Below are 23,765 nucleotides of genomic sequence, written 5' to 3'. Positions count from 1 at the left end.
CGGGGCCCGCGTCGTCGAGTTCCGGTGACTGTACGGAGGGCACGCATGTCGGTGGACGGTGAGGTTCGGCAGCTCAGGACCGAGGCTGACGAGCCGGGGTGGGAGGTGGACCCGGACGACGAGTGGGGCGTGGCGGTGGTCGCCACCGTCGGACGGCAGTTGAAGCTACGCCGGGAGGCCGTGGGGATGCGGGCCGGCGAGTTCGGTGAGGCCGTGGGGTACGGAGAGGATCTCGTCTACAAGATCGAGGGTGGCAAGCGGATTCCCCGGCCGGAGTATCTCGACAGGGCGGACGAGGTGTTGGGCGCGGGTGGGCTGCTCGCCGCGATGAAGGAGGACGTGGCCAAGGTCCGTTATCCGAAGAGGGTTCGGGACCTGGCGCAGATGGAGGCGCGGGCGGTCGAGATCGGTGTGTACGTGTGCCACAGCATTAGTGGCCTGTTGCAGACACCTGGACATGCCAGAGCAGCTTTCGAGTCACGGCAACCCCCGTACTCGGAAGAGGAAGTCGAGAGGATGGTCGCCGCTCGCATGGCCAGGCAGTCGGTCTTCGACCGGGACCCTGCCCCTGCAATCAGCTTCGTCCTGGAAGAGGCACCGCTCCGACGACCTCTCGGAGGCACAATGGTGTGGCGACAGCAGCTCGAACGTCTGTTGGAGGTGGGGCGGATGCGTAATGTCGCCCTTCAGGTGATGCCGCTGCACCGTGAGACCCACCCCGGACTGGACGGCAAGATCGAATTGCTGAAGTTCGAGGACGGGACGGCCGTGGCACGCTCCGATGGCGCGTTCAATGGGCGGCCGATCCACGACCCAAGGCACCTCCGCATCCTTGAGCTGCGCTATGGCACCATCCGGGCGCAGGCCCTCCCGCTGGGGGAGTCGCTGGCATTCATCGAGCAATTGCTGGGAGAAACATGATCCGCAAGGCCTCCGCCGGAGATGCCTCCGAACTGGCGTGGTTCAAGAGCAGCTACAGCGACGGCAACGAAGGCGACTCCTGCGTCGAGGTGGCCACCACCCCCGGAACGGTGCACGTCCGCGATTCCAAGCACCGCGACGCGAGCCCCCGCCTCGCGTTGGCGGCGGAGGCGTGGGCAGGCTTCGTGGCGTACGCGTCCGGGAGCTGACGACCGGCCGCGGCCCTACCGCGCCACGAACTGGGTCAGGATCGCCTGGACCTCGTAGATGTCGACGCCCTTGGTGAAGGTCTTCTGGATGGGGGCCTGGGAGCCGGAGAGCCAGATCTTCAGTTCGGCGTCGAGGTCGAAGTGGCCGGCCGTCTCGACCGCGAAGTGCGTGATGCTGCGGTACGGGATCGAGTGGTACTCGGTCTTCTTGCCGGTGATGCCCTGCTTGTCGATCAGGATGAGGCGTCGGTCGGTGAACAGGATGGTGTCGCGGATCAGCAGGTAGGCGGCGTGAATCTGCTCGCCGTGGCCCAGGAGCCGGGCGTACTCCTGCTGGGCCTTGGCCTGGTCGATGCTGTGCGCGTTGCCGAAGAGTGCCATGGAAAGTCCCCCCACGTGTAGCGATGGTGGCCGGACGTCGGACCACTCTGACGCGATCTTCGCAAACCGAGGGGCCGGGTAGAAGAGCCGGTCGTTCCCGGCCCCATGCTGTAGCGAGCGTGTTACGTGCGGGGCCTCAGCCGCCCTGCGGGCGGCGGAAGTGGTAGCCGGGCATGTGACCGAGGCTTTCGTCGCCCACCTCGACACTGTCCGACCAGTCACGCCGCTCGAGAGGAGCCAGGAGGGACTCGAGCGTGCAGGACCAGACCTCGCAGAGGGTGCGGACGAACAGGCCGTACAGGTCGTCCGACATGCGCCACCAGTGCTTCTGCCATGTGAGCGTGGCGTGGTCGCGGGCGAACTCGTAGGCGATGTCCCGATGAGCGGTGGATGGAAACACCTCCGACAGTGGTGAGGAGAAGCCGTACTGCAGGATGAAGACGCAGTTGTCGGGGATGCGGACCCTTTCTCCGGTCAGCCGGTGGCTGAGTTCAGGCGGACGCGTCCGCCAGTTGAGGGGCCACCCGAACCCCACGAAGATGTCGTCGCGCCGACCTGCCCACTCGCGCACGTCGGACAGGCGCAGCACCCCCTGTGACGTCAGTGCGAAGGCGATGTCGTCGGCGAGCGGGTGGAGGGAGCAGTGCAGGGTGTAGGCGAGTTCGAGTTGGAGCGAGTCGTCGAAGAGCCCGGCGTCGCGCAGTCGCTGCTCTTGGGTGCGCATCCACTGCCGCATCTGACTCCGGCCGGCGACCAGCGTGGCCTTGTCCCGTGACGCCCGGCTCGGCTGTCCGACGAGGTAACCCGCGAACGAGACCGAGGTGTCGGAGAGGAAACCGTTGACCGTGACAGTGCCCCGGAAGTCACGTTGGCCCTGGTGCAGCATGCTGCTCCACAGCATGGCGATGCCGATGCGCTGCCCCTTGTCGTCACGCACTTCCGTGGCCCTGCTGACGAAGTCGTCACGCATCCGGAGGCGGAACTTCTCCTCCCCGGCGCGCCCCTTGGCCGCCTGGGGCGGGTATAGACGGTCGAACACCTCCTCCGGTGACCCGGACGCCAGAGAGAACGGTGGGAGGATCTCCGGGTCGGTGGCTCCCGGCTCCCAGGTGTGGATGGGGACCGCGTTCTCCAGGACGAGACGCTGGGCGAGCTGGGCCAGTCGCTCGTCGTAGGTCCGGCTGAACAGCCCCTTAGACGCGTAAGGGCTGGTCTTGAGTCTGACCCGCACCGTCGTGCCTTCGGGAACCCAGCCCTGGCCGGTGACGGGGGTGAGCAGGGGCCGGTGGGAGGGGCCGTCGAAGGTGAGGCGACGGGCGTCCGCGAGCGAGGCGTCGTAGCGGCGGGTGATCAGCTCCACCTGGTCGCCGAGCAGGAAGACGGAGAAGAAGCCGATTCCGAAACGGCCGCTGGGCCGGAATCCGCCGTCGGCCAGACCGGGGAGGCGATTGCGCACACTCGTGGAACTCCAACCGCTGGTCCCGAAGTCGAGCAGACCGTGGACGAGCGTGTCCTCGTCCATGCCGGTACCGTAGTCGCGCACCTCAAGGAACCAGTCCCCGTCGCTCTCGGACAGACGGATCTCCACCCGCCCGAGCGGAAAGTCGGGCTGCAGCGTCTGCCGGGCCAGCACGGCGTCCTGGGCGTTCTGAATCAGCTCCCGCAGAGCGACCTCGGGTTCGTCCCCGTAGAGCTGCTGCCCGCCGAGCGTGCCGACCAGGGCGGGGATGTCGGAGACCTTGACGGTCGCATCGATGGGTCGCCAGTCCTGCACCCGGAACAGTTCCGCGAAGCGTTCCGGGGAGTCGACACCGGCGACGGCGCGCGCCGCGAGCCGGTCCCGGCCGAGGTCGTGCAGGAGGGCGTCGACGGCTTTCAGCTCGCGATCGATGCCGCGCAGGTACTCCAGTGCCATCCACCAGGCGGTGGCGTCCTGCGGAGGAAACGGCCGCAGTGAGCTGTAGGTGACCCGGTCGCCCTTCCGGTAAGGGCGGCTGATGTGTTCCTGGAACCGCCAGTGCTCGCGCGAGACACCACGTGGCCGCCGCAGCGAGAACAGGAAACCGGGTGCGCGCCGGCTGTCTACCTGGGTGGCGTCGGCGAGCCGCAGGATGCAAGCCAGCTTCAGCGGTTCGATGATCCACTCGCTGGGTTGCCAGGGCAGGGACCCGATCGAGTGCCGGAACTCGCCGGCGAGACGGTCTACGGGCCACCAGTGGCTGGCCGCGAGTTCGCCGATCAGCGGGCCGTACCACTCCCGCAGCTGGGTCTCTTCGATGAGGAAGATCTCGTTCCCCGCACTCGACCGCCACGGCTGGTCCACGAGCCGCTTCGCCTGTTCCGCGTGGGTCTCGCGGATCGCGGTCGCCACGCAGGCCTCGGCGATCTCCGTGGGAGGATCACCCAGCTCCTCCCGGTCCGGCCAGCAGCCTTCCCGCTCGTAGTAGGCCAGCGACACGAGATCGTGCCACCGCTGCTGCCCCAGGGCCTCGGGCACGGTCGTCCCATAGGCGGCGGCCCCCATCGCCGCGTCGTGCAGCACGAACGCACAACCCAGGACATAGGCCTCGGCCGGATTCAGGGTGACCTCGTCGCCGCAGACCAGGTCGGCCGTCTCCCACAACGCGTCCACGTGGCTGACGTCGTGCACGGTGAAGTCGGGCATGCTGCGGGCGTTCTCCTCCAGGAGGACGGCCGCCTTCCTCCGCAACTCTGTGTACGACGTGCGCAGCCGCTCCCGCTGTACGGCGTGGGGGTCGTCGTCCGGACGGGCGGCCAGGGCGTGCTGCCACAGGGTCGTGCTCGTGTGGACGTGCTCGGTCACGGGGGACGGTCACCTCATCGCGGGCAGGAGGAACACGGCGGCGAGCGCCCACATGGTGAGCACCGACACGAGGATGAAGAGCACCACGTACGTCTCGTACCAGCGCAGGAAATTGCCGGGCCGTGGGCGCTTGCGAAAGCCGGGCCCGACGATCTCGTCGGTGATGTCGCACTCCTCGTTGCGGTAGTCGATCCAGGCGAGTGCTCCTACCACGATCAGCGTGCCGGTGAAGGCGGCGACCACTGTCGCCAGCGTCAGCAGGCCGACCACCCCGCCTCGGGCGGTATCCGCCGGCAGGTCCCACTTGCGGTACCCGACGAAGAGGGCGAGCGCCGCGGTGACGAGTGCGGTGGCGAGGGTCTGGTAGAGGGCGAGGAAGCGGTGCGCGTTCTCGTTCACGGCGTGGATCTGCTGCAGTAGGTACCGGTAGCGCTCCAAGGCGAACTCGTTGCGGATCGCGGCGGTGTCCGTGGGCGCGTCCGGCTGTGCTTGATCCGGCTGTGCCACTTCCGGCCGCACCTGTCCCGATTCCCCCATTGCCCCCACCCATAGGCCTGCCGTCCACTGACCTATACCCATCCGCCGACGGTCCACCCGATGGCCGCGAGGTGTCACGTCGGACGCACCGGGGAAGGCGTAGGCCCAAGCTCAGAGGGCCCGGGAAAACGATGTTCCCGGGCCCTCTGGACATGCGGCGCACGTCCTACGCGGTCGGCTTCTCCTCGAGACGGGGGAAGAGCACCGCGCCCTTGGTGATCGTGGCGCCGGCGGGGAGCCGGCCCCAGTCCGCCGCGTGCTGGACCTGCTGGTCGGCGAGGGCGCCCAGGGAGGGCTCGGCGCCGAGGGAGTCCCAGAGCTTCTGGGACGTGTCCGGCATGATCGGGTTGAGGAGGACCGCCACGGCGCGGAGCGCTTCCGCGGCCGTGTAGAGGATCGTCGCCAGGCGGGCCTTGCCCTCCGGGCTGTCGTCCTTCGCGACCTTCCAGGGCTCCTGCTCGGTGATGTAGCCGTTGACCTGCTTGACGAAGTCGAAGACCGCCAGGATGCCGCCCTGGAAGTCCAGCTCCTCGCCGATCTTTCGGTCGGCCTCGGCCACGGCCTTGGTCAGACCGTCGTGGATGGCCTTCTCCGCGTCGCCGTCGGCCGTCGCGGCCGGCAGCTCGCCGCCGAAGTACTTGTTGACCATCGCCGCCACGCGGGAGGCGAGGTTGCCGTAGTCGTTGGCCAGCTCGCTGGTGTAGCGGGCGGAGAAGTCCTCCCAGGAGAAGCTGCCGTCCTGGCCGAACGCGATCGCGCGCAGGAAGTACCAGCGGTACGCGTCCACGCCGAAGTGCGAGGTCAGGTCCTGCGGCTTGATGCCGGTCAGGTTGGACTTCGACATCTTCTCGCCGCCGACCATCAGCCAGCCGTTGGCCGCGATCTTCCCGGGCAGGGGGAGGCCCTGCGCCATCAGCATCGCCGGCCAGATGATCGCGTGGAAGCGGAGGATGTCCTTGCCGACCAGGTGCACGTCGGCCGGGAACGTCGACTCGAACTTCTCCGGGTTCTCGTTGTAGCCGACCGCCGTCGCGTAGTTCAGCAGGGCGTCGACCCACACGTAGATGACGTGCTTGTCGTCCCAGGGGACCGGCACGCCCCAGTCGAAGGTCGAGCGGGAGATGGAGAGGTCCTGCAGGCCCTGGCGGACGAAGTTCACGACCTCGTTGCGCGCGGACTCGGGCTGGATGAAGCCCGGGTTGGCCTCATAGTGGGCGAGCAGCTTCTCGCTGTACTCGCTCAGCTTGAAGAAGTAGTTCTCCTCGCTGAGGATCTCCACCGGCTTCTTGTGGATCGGGCACAGCTTCTGGCCCGCGTACTCGCCCTCGCCGTCGAGCAGCTCGCCGGGGAGCTTGTACTCCTCGCAGCCCACGCAGTACGGGCCCTCGTAGCCGCCCTTGTAGATCTCGTCCTTGTCGTACAGGTCCTGCACGAATTCCTGGACGCGGTCGGTGTGCCGCTTCTGCGTGGTGCGGATGAAGTCGTCGTTCGCGATGTCGAGGTGCTCCCACAGGGGCTTCCACGACTCCGTGACGAGCTTGTCGGCCCAGGCCTGCGGGGTGACCCCGTTCGCCTCGGCCGTACGCATGATCTTCTGACCGTGCTCGTCCGTGCCGGTGAGGTACCACACCTTCTCGCCGCGCTGGCGGTGCCAGCGGGTGAGCACGTCGCCTGCGACGGTCGTATAGGCGTGGCCCAGGTGAGGAGCGTCGTTGACGTAGTAAATGGGGGTCGAGACGTAGTACGCCTTCGCCCCCTGCTTCTCTGATCCAGTGGCCGCCATGGTCGAAATCCTACTGGCCCGGTGGAGATCGACTCACACGCGTTTCGGGGGGTGGACGGAGGGATTCCCCTCGCCCACCCCCCGAGGGGCCGTGCGTGCGGCTGTGCGGTCCGGCTACGGGCGCCAGCCGGCCAGGACGCCCTCGTACAGCTCCTTGTCGGTGAGCTCCTTCGGGGTCTCGCCGGCCAGGAGGTGGGAGGCGTTGTCCGTCTTGAGCTTGCGGAGGTAGTCGAAGGCCTTGTTCTCCGGGTCGCCGAAGGCGACGAAGGAGAAGTGGACCTCCGGGTGGTTCGCGGCCGCGGCCGTGAGGGCCTGGGTGGCCGGGGTCTTGGCGTCGGGGGCGCCGTCGGTCTGGAAGATCACCAGGGCGGGGGTGCCGGGTGCCGCTTCCTTGGTGTGGTGGGCGAGGACGGCCTCGACGGCGGCGTGGTAGTTGGTGCGGCCCATGCGGCCGAGCGCTGCGTGCAGCTCGTCGATCTTGTTCTCGTGGTCGGTGAGGGTGAGGTCGCCGGTGCCGTCCACTTCCGTGGAGAAGAACGTGACGTGGACCGTGGCCTCGGGGTCGAGGTGCGCCGCGAGCGCGAGGGTCTGCTCGGCGAGGGCCTGGGCGGAGCCGTCCTTGTAGTACGGGCGCATGGAGGCGGAGCGGTCGAGGACGAGGTGGACCTTGGCGCGGGTGCCGGTGAGGTCGTGCTTCTTGAGGGCGGTGCCGGCGGCCTTGTAGGCGGTGGTGAGGGCGGGGGCGCGGCTGCGGAGCCTTGCGGGGGGTGTGGCCGGCTTCGGCGCCTCGGCTTCGCCCTCGGCGTCCGTGTTCCCACCGGCGGTTGCCTCCGGCAGGGTGGCGGTCGGGGGCGCCTCGGCTTCGCCTTCGGCGTCCGTGTTCCCACCCGCACCACCCGTGCTGGTTTCGTTGTCGGGTGCCGGTGGCCCCTGTGGGGTGTCCTCGCCGTCGGCGGCTGCGGGTTCCGGGGCGGCCGGGGTCTCGGTCGGCTCGGGCTTCTGCTCAGCCTGCGGCTCCGCCTTGGCCTTGGCCTCGGGCTCGGGCTCCGCCTTGGCCTCGGGCTCCGGCTCGTGCTCCGGCTCGGATTTGGCCTGCGGCTCCGGCTCCGGCTCGGACTGCGGCTTGGGTTCGGGCTCGGTTGCCGGTGCCGGCTCGGGTGTCGTCTTGGCTTCCGGTTCCGTCTCCGGGGCCACCTCTGCCTTCGGAGCCACATCCGGGGTCGTCTCCGCCTCCGGGGTCGGCTCCTCGGTCGGTGGGTCCGTCGGCTTGGGGACCGTGATGTTGGTGAAGGCGGCCCTGACGAGGTCGTGTTCGTCGGGGGTGGACTCCGAGCGGGGCTCGGGGATCTGGGAAGCGGCCTCCGGCTGGGCCGGGGGCTCGGCCGGCTCCGTGGGTGCGGTGGGCTGGGACGGGAGCTGCGGCTCCGGCGCGGTGACCGGCGGTGCCGTCTCCTGCGTCGCACCCTCCGCCTGGGCGGCCTGGTCCTTGCGTGACCGGCCGAATGCGTTCCGTAGGAGAGTGAGAAGGCCCATCAGTTTCCTTTCGAGGGGACCACCGGCTTCAACCGGCGGGGGAATCGAATCGGTCGGTGCGCGGCTGAGCCACGCAGCACCCTTCCCTGACGGTGACTGTGCGTCGAAAGTGGTAGCATTCTGGTTGTGGCTAGAGGTGACCGTCGGGAGTCGCTGAATCTGCGCGTTCCCCCGGAATTGAAGCGGCAGGTCGAGGAGTTCGCCGACGCGGCGGGCATCTCGATCAACGCCGCTGCGTGCATCCTCCTGGCCGAGGGCCTACGGGCGGAGCGGAGACGAACGAGGTGATCCGCGCCTACAAGTTCCTTCTCCGCCCCACCGCCCGCCAGGAGCAAGCCTTGGGCGGGATGCTGCGGGACCACTGCTCGCTGTACAACGGCGCTCTGCAAGAACGGCGGGACGCCTACCAGCACTCCTCGAAGAGGACGATCCAGTACGGGCAGCAGTCCGCCCAGCTCAAAGAGATCCGCGCCTTCGACCCGGAACGGCAGGGCCGCTGGTCGTTCTCCTCCCAGCAGGCCACTCTGCGCCGTCTCGACAAGGCGTTCCAGGCGTTCTTCCGCCGGGTCAAGGCCGGGCAGAGCCCGGGCTACCCCCGTTTCAAGGGTGTCGGTCACTTCGACACCATCATCTTCCCCAAGGACGGCGACGGCTGCCGCTGGGACTCCACCCCGCACCATGCGCAGACCCGCGTGCGGCTCCAGGGCGTCGGTCACGTCCGTGTGCACCAGCACCGGCCCGTACAGGGACGCGTCAAGACGATCAGCGTGAAGCGTGAAGGGAAACGCTGGTACGCCGTCCTCGCCTGCGACAACGTGCCCGCCGAGGAACTGCCGTCCACCGGGAGCAACATCGGTATCGACGTGGGCATCGCCCACTTCCTCACCACCTCGGATGGCGAACACGTCGCCAACCCGCGCTTCCTCCAGGCGATGGCCGACGAACTCGCCGAGGCGCAGCGGCACCTCGCAACGTTCCCGAAGCGGACCCGACAGCGCACCAAGCGCCACCGCGCGGCGGTCCGGAAGATCGCCAAGCTGCACCGCAGGATCCGGCGGCAGCGCGCCGACTTCCACCACAAGACCGCACGTGTGCTGATCACCGACCACGACGTGATCGTGCACGAGCAACTGAACACAGTGGGCATGACCAAGAGCCCCGCACCCAAGGCCGACCCCGAGCAGCCCGGCAGCTTCCTGCCAAACGGTGCTGCCGCGAAGACCGGACTCAACCGCAGCATCCTCGACGCGGGCTGGGCGCAGTTCCTCGCAATCCTGGCGAACAAGGCTGAAAGTGCCGGTCGCCTCACGGTTTCGGTGGACCCGCGCAACACCTCCCGCACGTGCCCGCGGTGCGGACACGTCGCGAAGGGGAACCGCGTCACCCAAGCGAGGTTCCAGTGCACGACGTGCGGGTTCGCGGCGAACGCGGACCACGTCGGCGCGACGAACGTCCTCAACAGGGCCGGGCTGGTCCTCTGCGTGGCGGCTTAGCCACCGACACAGGAAGCCCGCGCGTCTACGCGTGGGTGGAGTCACGAGCGCAACCCTTCGGGTGAGTTGATGCCGTCAATCCCTGGCCAGGACGGACACGTAAGGTTAGCGGTCCCGGCTTGTGATCTTGTGCAGGGTCTGGCATGCGGGCGGTGGCGCGTCAAGGGCGGAACGAGTCGTCGTCGTAACCTCCCCACGGCTTCCCCGGGTTCACCCTCCGTTCACCGCGACGCCCGGTCCCCGCACGTATGTGCGCCTACGGTCGCGCTGACACCAGGGCATACAGGGATTCTCAAGGGGAGAACACAGTGCGCAAACTCCTGCCGTTGATCGGAACGCCGTCCGGTTCCCACCCCGGCGGCCGGTCCGCGATGACCTGCCGTTTCCGGTGTGGCGACGCCTGCTTCCACGAGGTGCCGAACACCAGCGACAACGAGTACGTCGGTGACGTCATCGCCGGTGCGCTCAGCCGCCGTTCCATGATGCGGGCCGCCGCCGTCGTCACCGTCGCGGCGGCGGGAGCCGGGGCCGTGGGCGTGGCGGGGGCGCCGTCGGCGCAGGCCGCGCCCGCGGCGGCAGGAAAGGGGCACGGGAAGCCGTCCCGGGACCGCGGTGCGCGCGGGCTGCGGTTCACGCCCGTCGCGCCCAACACCGACGACGCCGTGACCGTACCGGAGGGGTACCGGCAGGACGTCGTCATCCGCTGGGGTGAACCCATTCTGCGCGGGGCGCCGGCCTTCGACCCGGAGAAGCAGAGCGCCAAGGCGCAGGCCGGGCAGTTCGGGTACAACAACGACTTCCTCGCGCTGCTGCCGCTGCGCGGTGAGCACGACCGCCAACTCCTGGTCGCGAACCACGAGTACACCGACGAGGTGCTCATGTTCCGCGGCTACGACCCGGAGAACCCGACCCGCGAGCAGGTCGAGATCGCCTGGGCCGCGCACGGGCTGTCCGTCGTCGCCGTGGAGGGGGAGCGGAGGAGCGGGCGGCTGACGCCGGTGGCGCGGCATCGGCTCAATCGGCGGGTCACCGCCACGACCGAGTTCCGGCTGACCGGCCCGGCCGCCGGGTCCGACTTGGTGAAGACCTCCGTCGACCGCACCGGCCGCAAGGTGCTCGGCACCCTCAACAACTGCTCCGGCGGCACCACCCCGTGGGGCACCACGCTGCACGGCGAGGAGAACTTCAACCAGTACTTCGCCAACAGCAGCCGGGACACCGACAAGCGGTACGGGATCGGGACCGGGGCCACCGAGCGGAAGTGGGAGCGGTTCGACAAGCGGTTCGACGTCGCCCGGGAGCCGAACGAGGTGCACCGGTTCGGGTACGTGGTCGAGCTGGACCCGTACGACCCGGAGTCCACGCCGCGCAAGCACACCGCGCTGGGCCGGTTCAAGCACGAGGCCGCGACCGTGCGGCTGACGCACGACGGGCGTCCGGTCGTCTACACCGGCGACGACGAGCGGTTCGACTACTTCTACAAGTTCGTCGGCAGCAAGCGGATGCGGCACGGCAACTCCCGCTGGGCGCGCGAGCACAACCTCTCGCTGCTCGACGAGGGGACGCTGTACGTCGCCAAGCTCCACGGCGACTCCCCCGCCATCGAGATCGACGGGACCGGGACGCTTCCGCGCGACGGCGAGTTCGACGGCGGTGGCGAGTGGATTCCGCTGGTCACCGCCACCGAGGACGGGGCCGTCTCGCACGTCGAGGGGATGAGCGCCGAGGAGGTCTGCGTCTTCACGCGGCTGGCCGGGGACAAGGTCGGCGCGACCAAGATGGACCGGCCCGAGGACATCGAGCCGTCCCCGACGACCGGCAAGGTGTACGTCGCGCTCACCAACAACTCCAACCGGGGCAAGGCCGGTTACGCGGGCCCCGACGAGGCCAACCCGCGCAACTCCAACAAGCACGGTCACGTGCTGGAGCTGACCGAGCGGTGGAACCGGGCCGACGCCACCCGCTTCGGGTGGTCGCTGTTCCTGGTCGCCGGTGACCCGGAGGACCCGGCGACGTACTTCGCGGGCTTCCCCAAGGACCGGGTCAGCCCGATCTCCTGCCCCGACAACGTCGCCTTCGACGACCACGGCAACCTGTGGATCTCCACCGACGGCAACGCGCTCGGCAGCCACGACGGGCTCTTCGGCGTCGCGACGAAGGGCGACCGGCGCGGTGAGCTGAAGCAGTTCCTGACCGTGCCGACCGGCGCCGAGACCTGCGGCCCGCTCGTCCAGGACCGGCGGGTGCTGGTCGCCGTGCAGCACCCGGGCGAGGTCGACGGTGCCTCCGTGGAGCAGCCGGCCAGCACCTGGCCCGACGGGCCCGGGAAGATCGTGCGCCCGGCGGTCGTGGCGGTCTGGCGCGCGGACGGGCGCGACATCGGCGTCTGAGCCGGTCCGGGCGGCAAGGGGCCCAGGGGGCGTCGGGAGTTCTACGTCTGCGCGTGGAACTCCCGTACGACCTCGATGCGGCCCACGATGTGCCGGTTGAACTCCGTCAGCTCCTCCGCCGGGACCCACAGCTCCAGGATCGTCTCGCCGCCGGCCCGACGGACCGGGTAGCGCTCCAGGAACCCGGCGTCCACTTCGAAACGGGTGACGTAGCCCGAGCCGGAGGCGGGGACGTTCCAGTCGCGGGCGATGCGGACGGCGTAGTCCTCGTTGAGGACCGGGTAGAAGATCGGCTGCTCGGGCAGGCGCGGGGGCCAGGCCGTCCAGCCGGAGGCCTCGACGAGCGCCAGCTCCTCGGGGCCCGTGGGGCGCCACAGCGTCGTCGTCCCGGACCGCGGCACCGGCACGGTCCCGGTCTCGTCGTTCGTCTCGGTCATGGTCGGCGACGGTAGCCGTGGGGCGCGGGCGCCGCCACGTCGTTTCAGCGGCCGGTGCGGGTCGGGCGGGTCGGGCGGGGCGGGGTGGGACCGGTGACGGGCTCCGCGCGGGAGCGGCGGCGCGGGTGACGGCCGTACCGGCCGGTGAGCCAGGAGGTCAGGGCGACCGTGAGGCCGAGGCCGACCAGGAGCCAGGAGGCGGTGCGCAGGGTGGCGGTGAGGGCGTCGTAGACGGCGGCCGCGGCGGGGCCGTCCACCGGGCCGGGGAGTTCGGCGACGGTGAGCCGGCGGCCGACCAGGACGGCGAGGGCGAGCAGCGCGCCGCCGAGCGCGGTGCCGATCCCGGCGGCGGTGACGGCACGGCGGCGGCGGGCGGCGACGGCGATGCCCGCGACCGCGAAGACGACGGCCGCCAGCGGCAGCCAGAGGGCGGCGACGTCGAGCACGTGGAAGCCCTTCCTGAGCCGGTCCGCCTCGGGGGCCGTGAGCACGGTGACCGCGGTGTGCCGGACCGGGATGCGCCGGGCGAAGGGCACGTGGTCCTCGGCGAGCCGGTCCCGCACGCGTTCGGCGACGGGGGCGAGGTCGACGGCGACCGGGTGTCCGGCCGTCCCGTCGTCCCGCAGGGCGCGCAGTACGGCGGTGTGGACGGTGCGGTTGGCCGCGTCCCAGCCCTCGCGGAAGGCGTCCGTCCTGGTGAACGACCGGGCCGCGTCCCGCACGAAGAGCCGCACGGTGCCGTTCACGGGGCCCGCCGTGACCTCGTCGACGATGCCGGCGAATCCGCTGCCCAGGGTGTCGGCGGCCGCGTCCCGCACGTCCGGGTCGTCGGCGAGCGGCGCCACGGCCGCGACGTACCGGCCGGTGTCGGCCAGGGCGTACAGCGCCCAGCCCGCCAGCGTCGCGCACGGCGCGAGCAGGCAGGCGAGGGCGATCGAGGCGGCCGACAGGGCGCCCCTGAGGCGGGGGAACACCCTCCCAGGGAAACCCTCGCGCCGGCCCGGGGCGACCGGCGTGACTGCATATGGCCGCCCGGGGCGAACCGAACCGGTCGGGGTCAGGCGGTGCGGGCCGTCCGGGACGTGTCGGCCGGCCGGGCCGTCCGGGACGCGGCGGCCAGGTGGGCCGCGCGGGCCTCCTCGGCGTCCCGGTGGGTGTAGTAGTGGTACACGAGCGAGCCGGTCACCGCCCCCGCGAGCAGCAGGGACGCCAGGATGGCCGTGAACATGGCGACGCCGCTGCCGGAGTAGATGAACCCCAGCGCGCTGCCCGCGAAGGCTCCCCACAGCGCCGCGTGGGGCTCGGGCGGCAGGCGCCGGCCCACGGAGCGGATCACGAAGTAGAGGATTACGAACGCGAGCGCCGACATGAAGCCGAACAGCAGGTTGGTGCCGGTGATGGGGCCCCCGTGGCGGCGGACGGACGCGACCCAGTAGCCGTAGACCAGCGCGGTCGCGACGGGCATCCCCCACCTCACCAGCAGGTGGGTCTTCCTGCCCAGGACGTCGGGCGTCGTGCGCCCCGGGCCGGCCGGGCCCGTGCGGGCACCGGCGGGTGTTCCGGGTGTGGATACCGCATGAGCCATGAGTTCACTCCTCTGCCTCGTCCCGTCTGCCCGGCCCCCGTCTACCAGGGCACACCCGGGCGGGTCGACCGGCAAGTCCGGATGCGGCCAGGCCGGGCAGGTGCTTCGCTGTTCCCTGTGAGGGGACGCGTGCGGCAGCCGGTGCGGAGCAGGCGGACCTTGTTCGAAGGGCTCGTCAGCGCTCTCGCGCGGACCGACGCCACATCCCGGCACGCCCTGCTGAGTGTGCGCGGTCACAGTGTCGCCTGGCTGGTCCCGTTGCTGCTCCTCGCCGCCATCGTGGTGGCGGACGTGACCACGAACCTGTTCCAGATCATCGCCTGGACGGTGCTGGTCCCCGGGGTCGCCGCCGCGATCTGCGGAGTGCGCAGTACGGCCGTGTTCGCGGTCCTGGCCCTGGTCGTCTACGTCCTCGCCGACACCGTCTGGAAGCACCGTGCGGAGACGGGGCTACCCGGACTGGTGCTCGTCCTGGTTGGAGGGTTCGTCGCCGTGGTCGCGGCGGCGTTCCGGGTCTCGGGCGAGCGGCGCATGCTGCACATGCGGGACATCGCCGAGACCACACGCCGGACCGTGCTGAGGGCGTTGCCGGACGGATTCGGCGGCCTCGAGCACGCTGCCGTGTACCTCTCGGCGGACAGCGACGCCCGCGTCGGCGGGGACTTCTTCGACATCCAGCCGGGCCCGTACGGCACCCGCGTACTCGTGGGCGACGTGCAGGGCAAGGGGCTCGGGGCGGTGGACGCGGCCGCGGCGCTCCTCGGCACCTTCCGCGAAGCCGCCTATCACGTGCCGGACCTCGCCGTGGTCGCCGAGCACCTGGATCTCCGCATGCTCCGCCACCGCGCGCACACGGCGGCTCTCGGAGAGGCCAACGGCGACCGCTTCGCCACCGGCGTCCTGGTCGGCTTCCGCAGCGACATGCCGGACGCCGTGGAACTCGTGAACTTCGGTCACGAGCCGCCGCTCGCGGTCGGCCCGGGCGGCGTCCGCCGGCTGCCGGTGGCCGGCGGCCTGCCCCTGGGCATGCGCGAGCTCCTGCCGGGTGACTTCCTCACGACCGTCCGCGCCGGGCTCGCCGAGGACGAGACGCTGCTGCTGGTCACCGACGGGGTCGTCGAGGCACGCGATCCCGACGGGGCCTTCTACGACCACGAGGCCACCGTCGCCCTGGCCGTCGAGGCCGATCCGTCGGACACCTCGCCGCGGCGGCTGGTGGCTGTCGTACGTGACGGCACGCTGCGGCACTGCCGGGGGCGGCTGACCGACGACACCACGGTCTTCGCGGTGCGGCGGTCGGGGCGGCCGCCGGTGTGGCCGTAGACGTCCTCGGCGGTCCGGTCCCCCGGTTCCCGGCGGGGTGGTGCCCGCCACGGTGGGCGGCGGGGCGGGCGCACACGTGGGCTCCCGAGGCCCCGAGGGCCTCCCTGCGCGGCCGCAGCGGTTACGGTGCTGCCGTACGTGATCGACGGTGACCGACGGGAATCGACGGGAATCCGACAGGGGAGGGGACATGCCCGGAACCGTGCTGCTGCTCGCGGCGTCGCCCGTGGGCCGTGGATGCCTGGTGGACGCCGCCTCCGTGCTCCCCGTGCTCGCGGCCGTGCCGCCCGCCGTGCTCTCCGGCGCGGACACGGCGAACGTCGTCGAACTCGCCGACCCGCTGGAGCCGCAGGCCGTCCTCACCCGGCTGCGGGCCGCGGCGGCGGCCCCCGGACCGCTCACCGTCTACGTCGCCGGGCAGCTCCAGCTGGACCGGCGCCAGCGCCTGCCGCACCTGGCGCTGGCCCGCACGACCCCGGCCAACGTCCGCTACACCGCCCTGCCCTGGCACTGGATCCGCGAGGAGCTGCGGCTGCGGCCGAGCGGCGCGACGACGCTGCTGCTCGATCTGCACGCCGACCACGAGACGTGGCAGTGGCTGCGGACCGGCGTGCTGGACTCCGGGCGCAACAACGCCGTTTACGGTCGCATCGCGCCGCCGCCCGCACGGCGGACGGTGGCCGTCCCGGCGTACATGCGGGCCGTCGCGACGATCCTGCGCAGCGGGCACCGGCCGCCGCCGGACGAGCTGCACCAGCAGGCGCTGGCCCGGGCCGCAGCCGACGCCGCGGGCGGCGGCGCGGTGGCGGCCGGAGCGGACCTGGTGCTGACGGCGCCGGGGCCGGTGGCGGGCGACCCGCACGCCGTCATCGCCGCCGCCGTGCAGGCCGGGCGGCACGGGGACGCCGACGCGCTCGCCGCCCGGCACGAGCGGGCCGCGGCCCACGCGTACGGGCCCGCCTCCGAGGACGCGCTGCACTGGACGGAGGTCCGGGCCGACCTGGCGATGTTCGCGGGCGACCCGGTGCGCAGCTGCCGTGCCTGGCTGACGGTGGCCGAGACCCGGCTCGGCGCCGGGCAGGCCCCGCAGGCGCCCGCCGTGGAGGCGGCCGTCGACCGGGCCCACCACCAGTGGGGCCGCATCCGCGACGCCGGACGCGCCCGCGAACTGGGCGCGCCGCTGGCAGCCCTGCGTGGCCGGGTGCCGGGCAGCCGCGAGGGTGCGCTGGACCACGTCCAACGCGAACTGAGCCGCCTCCAGACGCAGGGGTGAGCGCAGCACCCCGCGGGTCGGTGGGACGACGGACGGGTGGGCGGGCGCGTGGCGGACTAACGAGTCGCGGCGGCCAGGTCGTCCGGGGCGGGGACGGTGTCGGACGCCGGGGCCGGGGCGTCCGGTGTCGCGTCCACGGGGGCCGCGTTGGCGGCCAGCAGCAGGGCGGCCACGGCGACGAGGCCGGCGGCCAGGGCTCTGGCGTAACGTTCGGCGGTGCGGGAGCGTACGGGCACGGTGTCCTCTGCGGCATCAGGGGATGTGTCAAGCACGGTTAAGCGCGCTTAATACGCCGTTTAACCTAGAGCCGTCCGAGCCGAACGGCAAGAGCCACCTGGGGAGTTGGCAGTGGGGGACCGTGACGACCGAAACGCCGTCGGACGCCGGGTGCAGCGGCTGCGCGCCGAACGCGGGATGACCCAGCGCCAGCTCGCGGAACCGGCCTACACGGCCGCCTACATCTCCACCCTGGAGGCCGGCCGCGTCCGGCCCTCAGACGAAGCGCTGCGCCACCTCGCCGAACGGCTCGGCGTCGGCTACGAGGAGCTGGCCACCGGGCGCCCGGCACGGCTCGCCACCGATCTGCGGCTGCGGCTCACCGAGGCGCAGCGCACCCTCGCCACCGAGGGCGCCGAGCAGGCGGCCGGGCAGTACACCGAACTGCTCGCCGAGGCCGAGGCGTACGAGCTGGCCGAGGAGCGGGCCGCCGCCCTGCTCGGACTCGGGGAGTGCGCCGTGGAGACCGGCGAACTGTCCGCCGGACGGCAGTACTTCGAGCGGGCCGAGCAGTGCCTCACCGACGCCGGCGCACCGCTGCCCGTCCGCGTCCCCGCCGTACGCGGGCGCGCCCTGGCCCACTACCTCGCCGGTGAACTGCGGTATGCCGTCTACCTGCTGGAGTCCACCCTCGACGAGCTGAACCGCGGGGGCCTGCACGACCCCGACGCGCTGCTGCTGCTCTACGCCAGCGCCATCGGCCCGTACATGGACATGGGCGCCCACGCGCGCGCCGCCCAGGCCGCCGAACTCGCCCTCTCCCTCGCGCCCAGCGCCGGCGACCCCGCGCTGGTGGCCCGCATGCACCGGTCCGTGGCCCGCACCCTGCTCGCCGAGGGCCGCCTCGCCGACGCCGACGCCTCGCTGGCCAAGGCGGCCGAGCTGTACCGCACGCTGCGCCTGCGCACCGAGCTGGCCAACTGCCACTGGATGCGCGGCTACGTCTGCGCGCAGAACGGCGAACTGCCCCGCGCGGAGGAGGAGATGCGCGAGGCCCTCGGCATGCTGTCGGCCTCCCGGGCCGCCCTCTACAGCAGCCAGGTCGCCGTCGAACTGGCCGACGTGCTGCACCGGCGCGGCAAGTCCGAGGAGGCCGCCGAGCTGCTGCGCGGGGTCCTCGACGACCTCTCCTCCGAACGCGGCGCCGTGCACTCCGCGGGCGCGCACCGGCTGCTCGGCATCATCGCCGAGGACGCCCGGGACACCGAGGCCGCCGAGGAGCACTACGTCCGTGCGCTGAGCCTGCTGGAGCGGGCCGGCGCGGCCGGTGACCTCGCCGACCTGTGCCGGCTCCTCGGCGACCTGCTGCGCCGCACCGGCCGCGTCGAGGCGGCCCTGGACGCCTACCGCACGGGCCTCGGTCACCGCACCGCGCCCGGCACCACCACCCTGGGCCCGGCGCCCGCCCAGCCGCCGCTGTAGCCCTCGCGCGCCCTCCGGCTACACCTGGGCCCGGCCCTGCCGCCGGGCCTCCGTCAGCCGCTCCGTCCCCACCTCGACGGCCGTCCGGGTCGCGTCGTCGGCCGGCGCGTCGAGGGTGCCGTTGGTGAGGCTGAGCGCGTCGTCTCCGACGCGGACGGCGACGAGGTCCACGGTGAGGGTCTCTTCGGCGCGGGTGTCGCTCACCGTCACCCGCAGGCCGCCGCGCGCGTCCCCCGCCTCCGGCGGCGTCAGGGCGGTGACCCGGACGTCGCGGGCGGCGCCCCGGGCGGCCTCGGCCCGCGCCTCGAAGTGCCCGCACGCGTCCGGCAGCGTCGCCAGCCACGCCAGCGTGCCGTCGATGTCGGCGGCGCGGTAGGAGGTGATCCGGTAGTGCAGCTGGGCCCCGCCGTCCGGGTCGTCCAGGGCGACCGTGGCCCGGGGTGCGGTGGTGGCGCTCCCGCCGAAGAGGTCCTCGGTGTAGAGGACGTCGAGGAGGCGCCGGCAGTCGGGCCGGTCGGTCCGTCCCGCCGTGGTCTTGAGCACCTCGTCCCGCCAGGTCGCCGCGCCCCGCGTCGGCTCCCACGCCTCCCCCAGGTCGGCCGCCGTGATCAGGGCCGCCCGCGCCTGCCCCCGGGTGAGCACCGGCGGCAGGGCGGGCGACGGCAGCGTGGCGGGGGACTGCGCGGTCGGCGGCGTGGTCCCCGCCGACGGCCCCGCCCCCCGCCCACCACCCGCCCCACAGGCACTCACCGCCAGCACCAACACGGCCGAGAGCACGGCACAACGCAGCGAACGGCTGGTGGCGGCGGATGCCGTGCGGACGGTGGTGGGGGGCGTCGGGGGTGCGGTGGTGCCGGGCGACGGTCGAGGGGTGGCTGGGGTGAGTGATGCCCGTGTGGTGGTGGCGGGCGTGAGCGACGCGCGGGCCGGGGTGGTGGCGGGCGGTGGTTCTGGGGTGGCCGGGGCGTGTGCGGCGGTGGTGGTCGTGGGGGGTGCCGGGCGGGTGGGGGTGAGCGATGGGCGGGCGGCGGGGGCGTGTTGCATCGGTGCCTCCTGTCGGTGCCTCCTGGAGGGCCGGTGCGACCGGCGCCGTGCGGGATCGGCCACCCCTCCACGGCACCACCGTCGCCGCCCGGCCACCAGCGTGCGCGGCCGTCCGGGTGAGCGCGCCGGGCCGGGGCACGGACCCGGGCGGCCGGTCAGCGGACCCGGGTGGCCGGTCGGCGGGCCGGTCAGAGGGCCAGCCACACCGTCGTGTCCGGGCCCAGCCGGCCGTCCTCCAGCGGCGCGCTGCTCAGCAGGACCTCTCCGGCCGGCAGGTCGACCGCGGCGCCGGAGAGGTTGGTGACGCAGCGCCAGCCGTCCGAGCGGTCGAACCGCAGGACGCCCGCCGGGACGTCGTCCGACCAGGTCAGCTCCTCGCCGTCGAGCAGCTTGCGGCGCAGGCGCAGGGCCGTCCGGTACAGCTCCAGCGTCGAGCCCGCCACCCCGTCCTGGGCCTCGACGGCGTACCGGGCGAAACCCGGCGGCTGCGGCAGCCACGCCGCGCCCGCGCCGAAGCCGTACGACGGCCCGCCGGTCGTCCACGGCAACGGCACCCGGCAGCCGTCGCGGCCCTTGCGGACGTGCCCGGTCTGCTCCCAGATCGGGTCCTGGAGGACCTCGGTCGGCAGGTCGGCCACCTCGGGCAGGCCCAGTTCCTCGCCCTGGTAGAGGTACGCCGAGCCGGGCAGCGCCAGCATCAGCAGTGTCGCCGCCCGGGCCCGGCGCAGCCCGGTCGCCGCGTCGACGGCGGGGGCCTTGCCGCCGGACAGCAGCCACGCGTCGGTGTCCGTGTCCGGGGGCAGGACCAGACGGGTGGCGTGGCGGACGACGTCGTGGTTGGACAGCACCCAGGTCGCCGAGGCACCGGCGGCCCGCGCGTCGGCCAGCGAACCGGTGATGACCTCGCGCAGCTCGGCCGCGTCCCAGCCGGTCTGCAGGTACTCGAAGTTGAAGGCCTGGCCCAGTTCGTCCGGGCGGGCGTACAGCGCGCGCCGGGCGCCCGGGACCCAGGCCTCGGCGACGGCCGTGCGGGGCGGGGTGTACGCGTCGAGGATCTTGCGCCAGTCGCGGTAGACCTCGTGGACGTCGTCGCGGTCGTAGAAGGGGTGGGTGCCCGGCGCGAACCGAGCGAGGGCCGCCTCGCCGCTCAGTTCGGGGGCGCCGAGGTCGCGCAGCGGCTCGGTCAGGTCCTTGACCAGCGCGTGCGCGACGTCGACGCGGAAGCCGTCGACGCCCCGGTCGCACCAGAACCTCAGCGTGGTGCGGAAGTCGGCGCGGACCTGCTCGTTCTCCCAGTTGAGGTCGGGCTGCTGGGGTGCGAACAGGTGCAGGTACCACTGCCCGTCGGGCACCCGCTGCCAGGCGCTGCCGCCGAAGACGGACTGCCAGTCGGTGGGCGGCAGTTCACCGTGCTCTCCCTTGCCGTCCCGGAAGACGTAGCGGTCGCGGGCCGCGGAACCCGGGCCCGCCCGCAGGGCCTCCCGGAACCACGCGTGGCGGTGGGAGGTGTGGTTGGGGACCAGGTCGACGATCACCTTCAGGCCCAGCCGGTGGGCCTCGGCGGCCATCGCGTCGAAGTCGTCGAGCGTGCCGAGACGCGGGTCGACGTCGCGGTAGTCGTCGACGTCGTAACCGCCGTCGGCGAGTTCGGAGGGGTAGAAGGGGCTCAGCCACAGGGCGTCGACGCCGAGGGCGGCCAGGTGGGTCAGGCGCTGGGTGACGCCGCGCAGGTCGCCGAGACCGTCGCCGTCGGCGTCGGCGAAGCTGCGGGGGTAGACCTGGTAGATGACGGCCTGCCGCCACCAGTTGGGGTCCCTGGACGACAGGTCGGGGGTGCCGGCGGTGCTGCGTACGGTCACGCGGCCTCCTTCGCGGTACGTGGTGCGCGTATGCGGTTCGCGGTACGTGGTTCGGGCCACGTGGGACGACACGAACCGATCCGTTACTTCTGTCCAGATCACCCGAAAAGCGAACCCGTGCGCCCGCGACGCGCCGGTGGCTATGCCTCCGTGCGCTCGACCGCGCCGAGGTACAGCGCCACATATCGGGCCACGTCCACGTCCAACGCCACGTCGACCAGCGGCTGTTCGCGCGTGCCGTCGTGCAGCTCGGACTCCCCGACGCGCAGACGGCGGTCGACGAGCGTCTGGCCGCGTGCGGGGCCGGGGGCGAGGGACACCTCGACGGGCAGCCGTCGCGTGGTCAGGCCGCCGGGGTCGATCACCGCGCAGACCGCGCCCGCGTCGCCGAGCCCGCCGCCCGGGTCGGTGACGTCGGTGGCCGGACCGCGGTGGGCGAGCAGGTCGCCGGCGAGCCGGGTGCCGGGCTCGGCGCTCGCGCGCAGCCGCCGTACGTCGGCGCCGGGCACGATCACCCGCTCGAACACGTCGAGGCCGTACATCGTGATCGGCACCCCGGCCGTGAGCAGGATCGCGGCGGCCTCCGGGTCGTGCCACACGTTGAACTCGGCGACCGGCGTCGCGTTGCCGGTGGCCACCGCGCCGCCCATGAACACGATCCGCTCGATGTTGCCGGTGACCTCCGGGTGGGTGCGCAGCAGCAGCGCGATGTTGGTCAGCGGCGCGGTGGGGATCAGGGTGACCGGCCGCGGGGAGGCGAGGATCTCCCGGCGCAGCAGTGTCACCGCGTCCACGCCGGCGGGGGCGCGGGTGGGGGCGGGCAGCCCGAGGTCGCCCATGCCGTCGTCCCCGTGCACGTGCCGCGCGGTGCGCACGCCCTCGATCAGCGGCCGCTCGGCACCCCGGGCGACCGGGACGTCCGGCGCGCCGGCCCGCTCCAGCACGGTCAGCGTGTTCCGGACGACCCCCGCCACGTCCGTGTTCCCGGCCACGCAGGTGACCGCGCGCAGGTCGAGGCGCGGGTGCCGGACCGCCAGCAGCAGGGCCAGGGCGTCGTCGATGCCGGTGTCGCAGTCGATGATCACCGGAATGGGCTGCTGCTGGTCGGAGGCGGTCGTCACGGCGGGCTCCTTACGGTGCGTGTGGTGCGCCGGTGACCCTACGCGGCTTCGGCACGTGACCCCGCGGCCCGGGGCGCGCGCCCCGTCCCCGGGCGGCGGGCGGGGTGTCCGGTGCGGGGCGTCAGTGGACGATCGCCAGTTCGTGCGAGGTGGTGTTGAGGCGCCGGCCGCCGTCGTCCGTGCAGGTCACCACGTCCTCGATGCGGACGCCGAAGCGGTCGGGGAGGTGGATGCCGGGCTCGATGGAGAAGCACATGCCGGGTTCGAGCGGCTGCTCCTCGCCCTCCGCCAGATAGGGCGGCTCGTGGGTGGTGACGCCGACGCCGTGGCCGGTACGGAGCGCGCCGTGCCCGGCGTGGCCGGCCTCCTCGAGCACCGCGCGGGCCGCCCGGTCGACCTCCTGGCACGACACCCCGGGCCGCACCGCCTCGAACGCCGCCCGTTGTGCGGCCCGTACCGTCTCGTGGACCCGGCGCTCCTCGTCCGTCGGCACCCCGACGTGGACGGTGCGGGCGGTGTCGAAGCCGTAGCCGTCGCGCAGGCCGCCGAAGTCCAGGACGACCATGTCGCCGTCCCCGATGACCCGGTCACCGGGCCGGTGGTGCGGGTCGGCGGCGTGCGGGCCGGCGCCGACCACCGTGAAGTCGACCCGGCTGTGGCCGTGCTCGCACAGCAGCCCGGCCAGGTCGGCGGCCAGCTCGCGCTCGCTGCGCCCGCCGAAGCGCAGCCCGAGGACCTCCTCGTACGCGGCGTCCGCCGCCGCTGCCGCGGCTGCCAGCCGGGCCACCTCCTGCTCGTCCTTCACCGCGCGCCGCATGGGCAGCACGACGGACAGCGGCTGGTAGGTGGCGAGCGGAAGGGAGCTCTGGAGGCAGAGCAGGTGCAGCGCCCAGGTCGCGTCGGAGACGGCGTAGCGGCCGTGCGGACGCAGCAGCCCGGCCGCGGCGGCGTAGGCGTCCTGGCCCTCCCACCAGTCGAAGACGCGGAGCGCGCCCGCGCCGGGAGCGGCCTCGGCGGACGGCCGGTCGACCGCCGGCACCAGCAGCCGGGGCTGGGAATTGGCGGTGAGCACCAGGAGGGTGAGGCGTTCGGTGGGCGCGGTGGGCCGGTAGCCGCACAGCCACACCATGTCGGGGCTGGGCGTGACCAGCACCCCGGCGAGCCCGAGGGCGGCGGCCTCGTACGCGGTGCGCTCCATGCGGGCCGCGTACACCTCGTCCGTGAAGGAGGCCGGGGTGTCGTCACCCGCGCCCGGCACGGGCGTCTCACCGGTCCCGCCGGCCTCGCGGGTCCCACTGGTCTCGTCGGTCACGTGTGCCTCACCCGCCTCGGGCGGGCCGTGCGCGGCCGGCGC

General features: G+C 72.4%; 20 protein-coding genes. 7 read left to right on the top strand and 13 right to left on the bottom strand.

The annotated features are described in order from the left end of the window. Nucleotides 1-45: 45 nt before the first annotated feature. Entirely contained in the window at nucleotides 46-921 is an 876-nt protein-coding gene (locus D1J63_RS17910) for a helix-turn-helix transcriptional regulator (RefSeq protein ID WP_125629938.1), read from the top strand. Then, on the top strand, nucleotides 918-1,130 hold the full coding sequence (locus D1J63_RS17905) for a DUF397 domain-containing protein (protein ID WP_125629936.1): 213 nt from the start codon (nucleotides 918-920) through the stop codon (nucleotides 1,128-1,130). Before D1J63_RS17910 ends, D1J63_RS17905 begins: the two co-directional genes overlap by 4 nt. Before the next feature lie 15 nt (nucleotides 1,131-1,145). Here D1J63_RS17905 and D1J63_RS17900 read toward each other — a convergent pair whose 3' ends face one another. The 5 genes from D1J63_RS17900 to D1J63_RS17880 all read right to left on the bottom strand — a co-directional run bounded on the left by D1J63_RS17900 (nucleotide 1,146) and on the right by D1J63_RS17880 (nucleotide 8,188). Next, complete coding sequence (locus D1J63_RS17900; protein WP_125629934.1) at nucleotides 1,146-1,511, bottom strand: PH domain-containing protein; 366 nt, start codon at nucleotides 1,509-1,511, stop codon at nucleotides 1,146-1,148. Between the two features lie 136 nt (nucleotides 1,512-1,647). Further along, nucleotides 1,648-4,335: an ATP-binding protein gene (locus D1J63_RS17895; RefSeq protein ID WP_125629932.1), complete on the bottom strand. Its 2,688-nt coding sequence runs from the start codon at nucleotides 4,333-4,335 to the stop codon at nucleotides 1,648-1,650. Between the two features lie 9 nt (nucleotides 4,336-4,344). Beyond that, nucleotides 4,345-4,842, bottom strand: a complete 498-nt coding sequence (locus tag D1J63_RS17890) for a hypothetical protein (RefSeq protein ID WP_125629930.1) — start codon at nucleotides 4,840-4,842, stop codon at nucleotides 4,345-4,347. Between the two features lie 196 nt (nucleotides 4,843-5,038). Then, nucleotides 5,039-6,655 (bottom strand): methionine--tRNA ligase, encoded by a 1,617-nt coding sequence (gene metG, locus D1J63_RS17885; protein WP_125629928.1) that lies wholly within the window; start codon nucleotides 6,653-6,655, stop codon nucleotides 5,039-5,041. Nucleotides 6,656-6,769: 114 nt separating this feature from the next. Then, a complete protein-coding gene (locus tag D1J63_RS17880; RefSeq protein WP_125629926.1) occupies nucleotides 6,770-8,188 on the bottom strand; it encodes a VWA domain-containing protein in 1,419 nt (472 codons plus the stop codon). A gap of 284 nt (nucleotides 8,189-8,472) precedes the next feature. Here D1J63_RS17880 and D1J63_RS17870 point away from each other — a divergent pair, with 284 nt between their 5' ends. Both D1J63_RS17870 and D1J63_RS17865 read left to right on the top strand, forming a co-directional pair. Further along, nucleotides 8,473-9,681 (top strand): RNA-guided endonuclease TnpB family protein, encoded by a 1,209-nt coding sequence (locus D1J63_RS17870; RefSeq protein WP_125629924.1) that lies wholly within the window; start codon nucleotides 8,473-8,475, stop codon nucleotides 9,679-9,681. Nucleotides 9,682-9,989: 308 nt separating this feature from the next. After that, nucleotides 9,990-12,071: a PhoX family protein gene (locus D1J63_RS17865; RefSeq protein WP_125629922.1), complete on the top strand. Its 2,082-nt coding sequence runs from the start codon at nucleotides 9,990-9,992 to the stop codon at nucleotides 12,069-12,071. Between the two features lie 41 nt (nucleotides 12,072-12,112). Here D1J63_RS17865 and D1J63_RS17860 read toward each other — a convergent pair whose 3' ends face one another. From D1J63_RS17860 to D1J63_RS17850, 3 genes are all read right to left on the bottom strand, one after another. Further along, nucleotides 12,113-12,508, bottom strand: a complete 396-nt coding sequence (locus tag D1J63_RS17860; RefSeq protein WP_125629920.1) for an ADP-ribosylation/crystallin J1 — start codon at nucleotides 12,506-12,508, stop codon at nucleotides 12,113-12,115. Between the two features lie 44 nt (nucleotides 12,509-12,552). Further along, entirely contained in the window at nucleotides 12,553-13,482 is a 930-nt protein-coding gene (locus D1J63_RS17855) for a hypothetical protein (RefSeq protein WP_125629918.1), read from the bottom strand. A gap of 83 nt (nucleotides 13,483-13,565) precedes the next feature. Then, nucleotides 13,566-14,093 carry a hypothetical protein gene (locus D1J63_RS17850; RefSeq protein WP_232250421.1) on the bottom strand — a complete coding sequence of 176 codons (528 nt, stop codon included), beginning with the start codon at nucleotides 14,091-14,093 and terminating at the stop codon, nucleotides 13,566-13,568. A gap of 159 nt (nucleotides 14,094-14,252) precedes the next feature. Between D1J63_RS17850 and D1J63_RS17845 the strand changes: the two genes are divergently transcribed. Then, nucleotides 14,253-15,416: a PP2C family protein-serine/threonine phosphatase gene (locus tag D1J63_RS17845; RefSeq protein WP_232250420.1), complete on the top strand. Its 1,164-nt coding sequence runs from the start codon at nucleotides 14,253-14,255 to the stop codon at nucleotides 15,414-15,416. Nucleotides 15,417-15,606: 190 nt separating this feature from the next. Further along, entirely contained in the window at nucleotides 15,607-16,689 is a 1,083-nt protein-coding gene (locus D1J63_RS17840) for a hypothetical protein (protein WP_125629916.1), read from the top strand. Between the two features lie 56 nt (nucleotides 16,690-16,745). Here D1J63_RS17840 and D1J63_RS17835 read toward each other — a convergent pair whose 3' ends face one another. Further along, nucleotides 16,746-16,925 (bottom strand): hypothetical protein, encoded by a 180-nt coding sequence (locus tag D1J63_RS17835; protein ID WP_125629914.1) that lies wholly within the window; start codon nucleotides 16,923-16,925, stop codon nucleotides 16,746-16,748. Between the two features lie 112 nt (nucleotides 16,926-17,037). On the opposite strand from D1J63_RS17835, the gene D1J63_RS17830 reads away from it, so the two are divergent. After that, nucleotides 17,038-18,387 carry a helix-turn-helix transcriptional regulator gene (locus tag D1J63_RS17830; protein ID WP_125629912.1) on the top strand — a complete coding sequence of 450 codons (1,350 nt, stop codon included), beginning with the start codon at nucleotides 17,038-17,040 and terminating at the stop codon, nucleotides 18,385-18,387. An 18-nt stretch (nucleotides 18,388-18,405) separates the two neighbouring features. Here the strand turns inward: D1J63_RS17830 and D1J63_RS17825 are convergent, their stop codons facing one another. The 4 genes from D1J63_RS17825 to D1J63_RS17810 form a co-directional block, all read right to left on the bottom strand. Further along, the gene (locus tag D1J63_RS17825) at nucleotides 18,406-19,164 is read right to left on the bottom strand and encodes a hypothetical protein (RefSeq protein WP_241235581.1); all 759 of its coding nucleotides are present in this window, start codon (nucleotides 19,162-19,164) and stop codon (nucleotides 18,406-18,408) included. A gap of 455 nt (nucleotides 19,165-19,619) precedes the next feature. Beyond that, nucleotides 19,620-21,290: a glycoside hydrolase family 13 protein gene (locus tag D1J63_RS17820; RefSeq protein WP_125629910.1), complete on the bottom strand. Its 1,671-nt coding sequence runs from the start codon at nucleotides 21,288-21,290 to the stop codon at nucleotides 19,620-19,622. 140 nt (nucleotides 21,291-21,430) lie between these two features. Then, nucleotides 21,431-22,411 (bottom strand): nucleoside hydrolase, encoded by a 981-nt coding sequence (locus tag D1J63_RS17815; protein ID WP_125629908.1) that lies wholly within the window; start codon nucleotides 22,409-22,411, stop codon nucleotides 21,431-21,433. Nucleotides 22,412-22,532: 121 nt separating this feature from the next. Continuing rightward, nucleotides 22,533-23,609 carry an aminopeptidase P family protein gene (locus D1J63_RS17810; RefSeq protein WP_125635562.1) on the bottom strand — a complete coding sequence of 359 codons (1,077 nt, stop codon included), beginning with the start codon at nucleotides 23,607-23,609 and terminating at the stop codon, nucleotides 22,533-22,535. Nucleotides 23,610-23,765: the final 156 nt, after the last annotated feature.

The sequence above is a fragment of the Streptomyces sp. KPB2 genome (assembly GCF_003950055.1).
Lineage (GTDB): Bacteria > Actinomycetota > Actinomycetes > Streptomycetales > Streptomycetaceae > Streptomyces > Streptomyces salinarius.
Note: the sequence above shows the minus strand (reverse complement) of the source record. Positions and strands in the feature narration are given on the sequence as shown.

Bases quoted from the DNA above. Each gene is read 5' to 3' on its own strand.
- D1J63_RS17840 (WP_125629916.1), top strand. From the start codon at position 15,607: ATGCCCGGAACCGTGCTGCTGCTCGCGGCGTCGCCCGTGGGCCGTGGA.
- metG (WP_125629928.1), bottom strand. From the start codon at position 6,655: ATGGCGGCCACTGGATCAGAGAAGCAGGGGGCGAAGGCGTACTACGTC.
- D1J63_RS17810 (WP_125635562.1), bottom strand. From the start codon at position 23,609: ATGGAGCGCACCGCGTACGAGGCCGCCGCCCTCGGGCTCGCCGGGGTG.
- D1J63_RS17880 (WP_125629926.1), bottom strand. From the start codon at position 8,188: ATGGGCCTTCTCACTCTCCTACGGAACGCATTCGGCCGGTCACGCAAG.
- D1J63_RS17860 (WP_125629920.1), bottom strand. From the start codon at position 12,508: ATGACCGAGACGAACGACGAGACCGGGACCGTGCCGGTGCCGCGGTCC.
- D1J63_RS17900 (WP_125629934.1), bottom strand. From the start codon at position 1,511: ATGGCACTCTTCGGCAACGCGCACAGCATCGACCAGGCCAAGGCCCAG.
- D1J63_RS17910 (WP_125629938.1), top strand. From the start codon at position 46: ATGTCGGTGGACGGTGAGGTTCGGCAGCTCAGGACCGAGGCTGACGAG.
- D1J63_RS17905 (WP_125629936.1), top strand. From the start codon at position 918: ATGATCCGCAAGGCCTCCGCCGGAGATGCCTCCGAACTGGCGTGGTTC.
- D1J63_RS17850 (WP_232250421.1), bottom strand. From the start codon at position 14,093: ATGGCTCATGCGGTATCCACACCCGGAACACCCGCCGGTGCCCGCACG.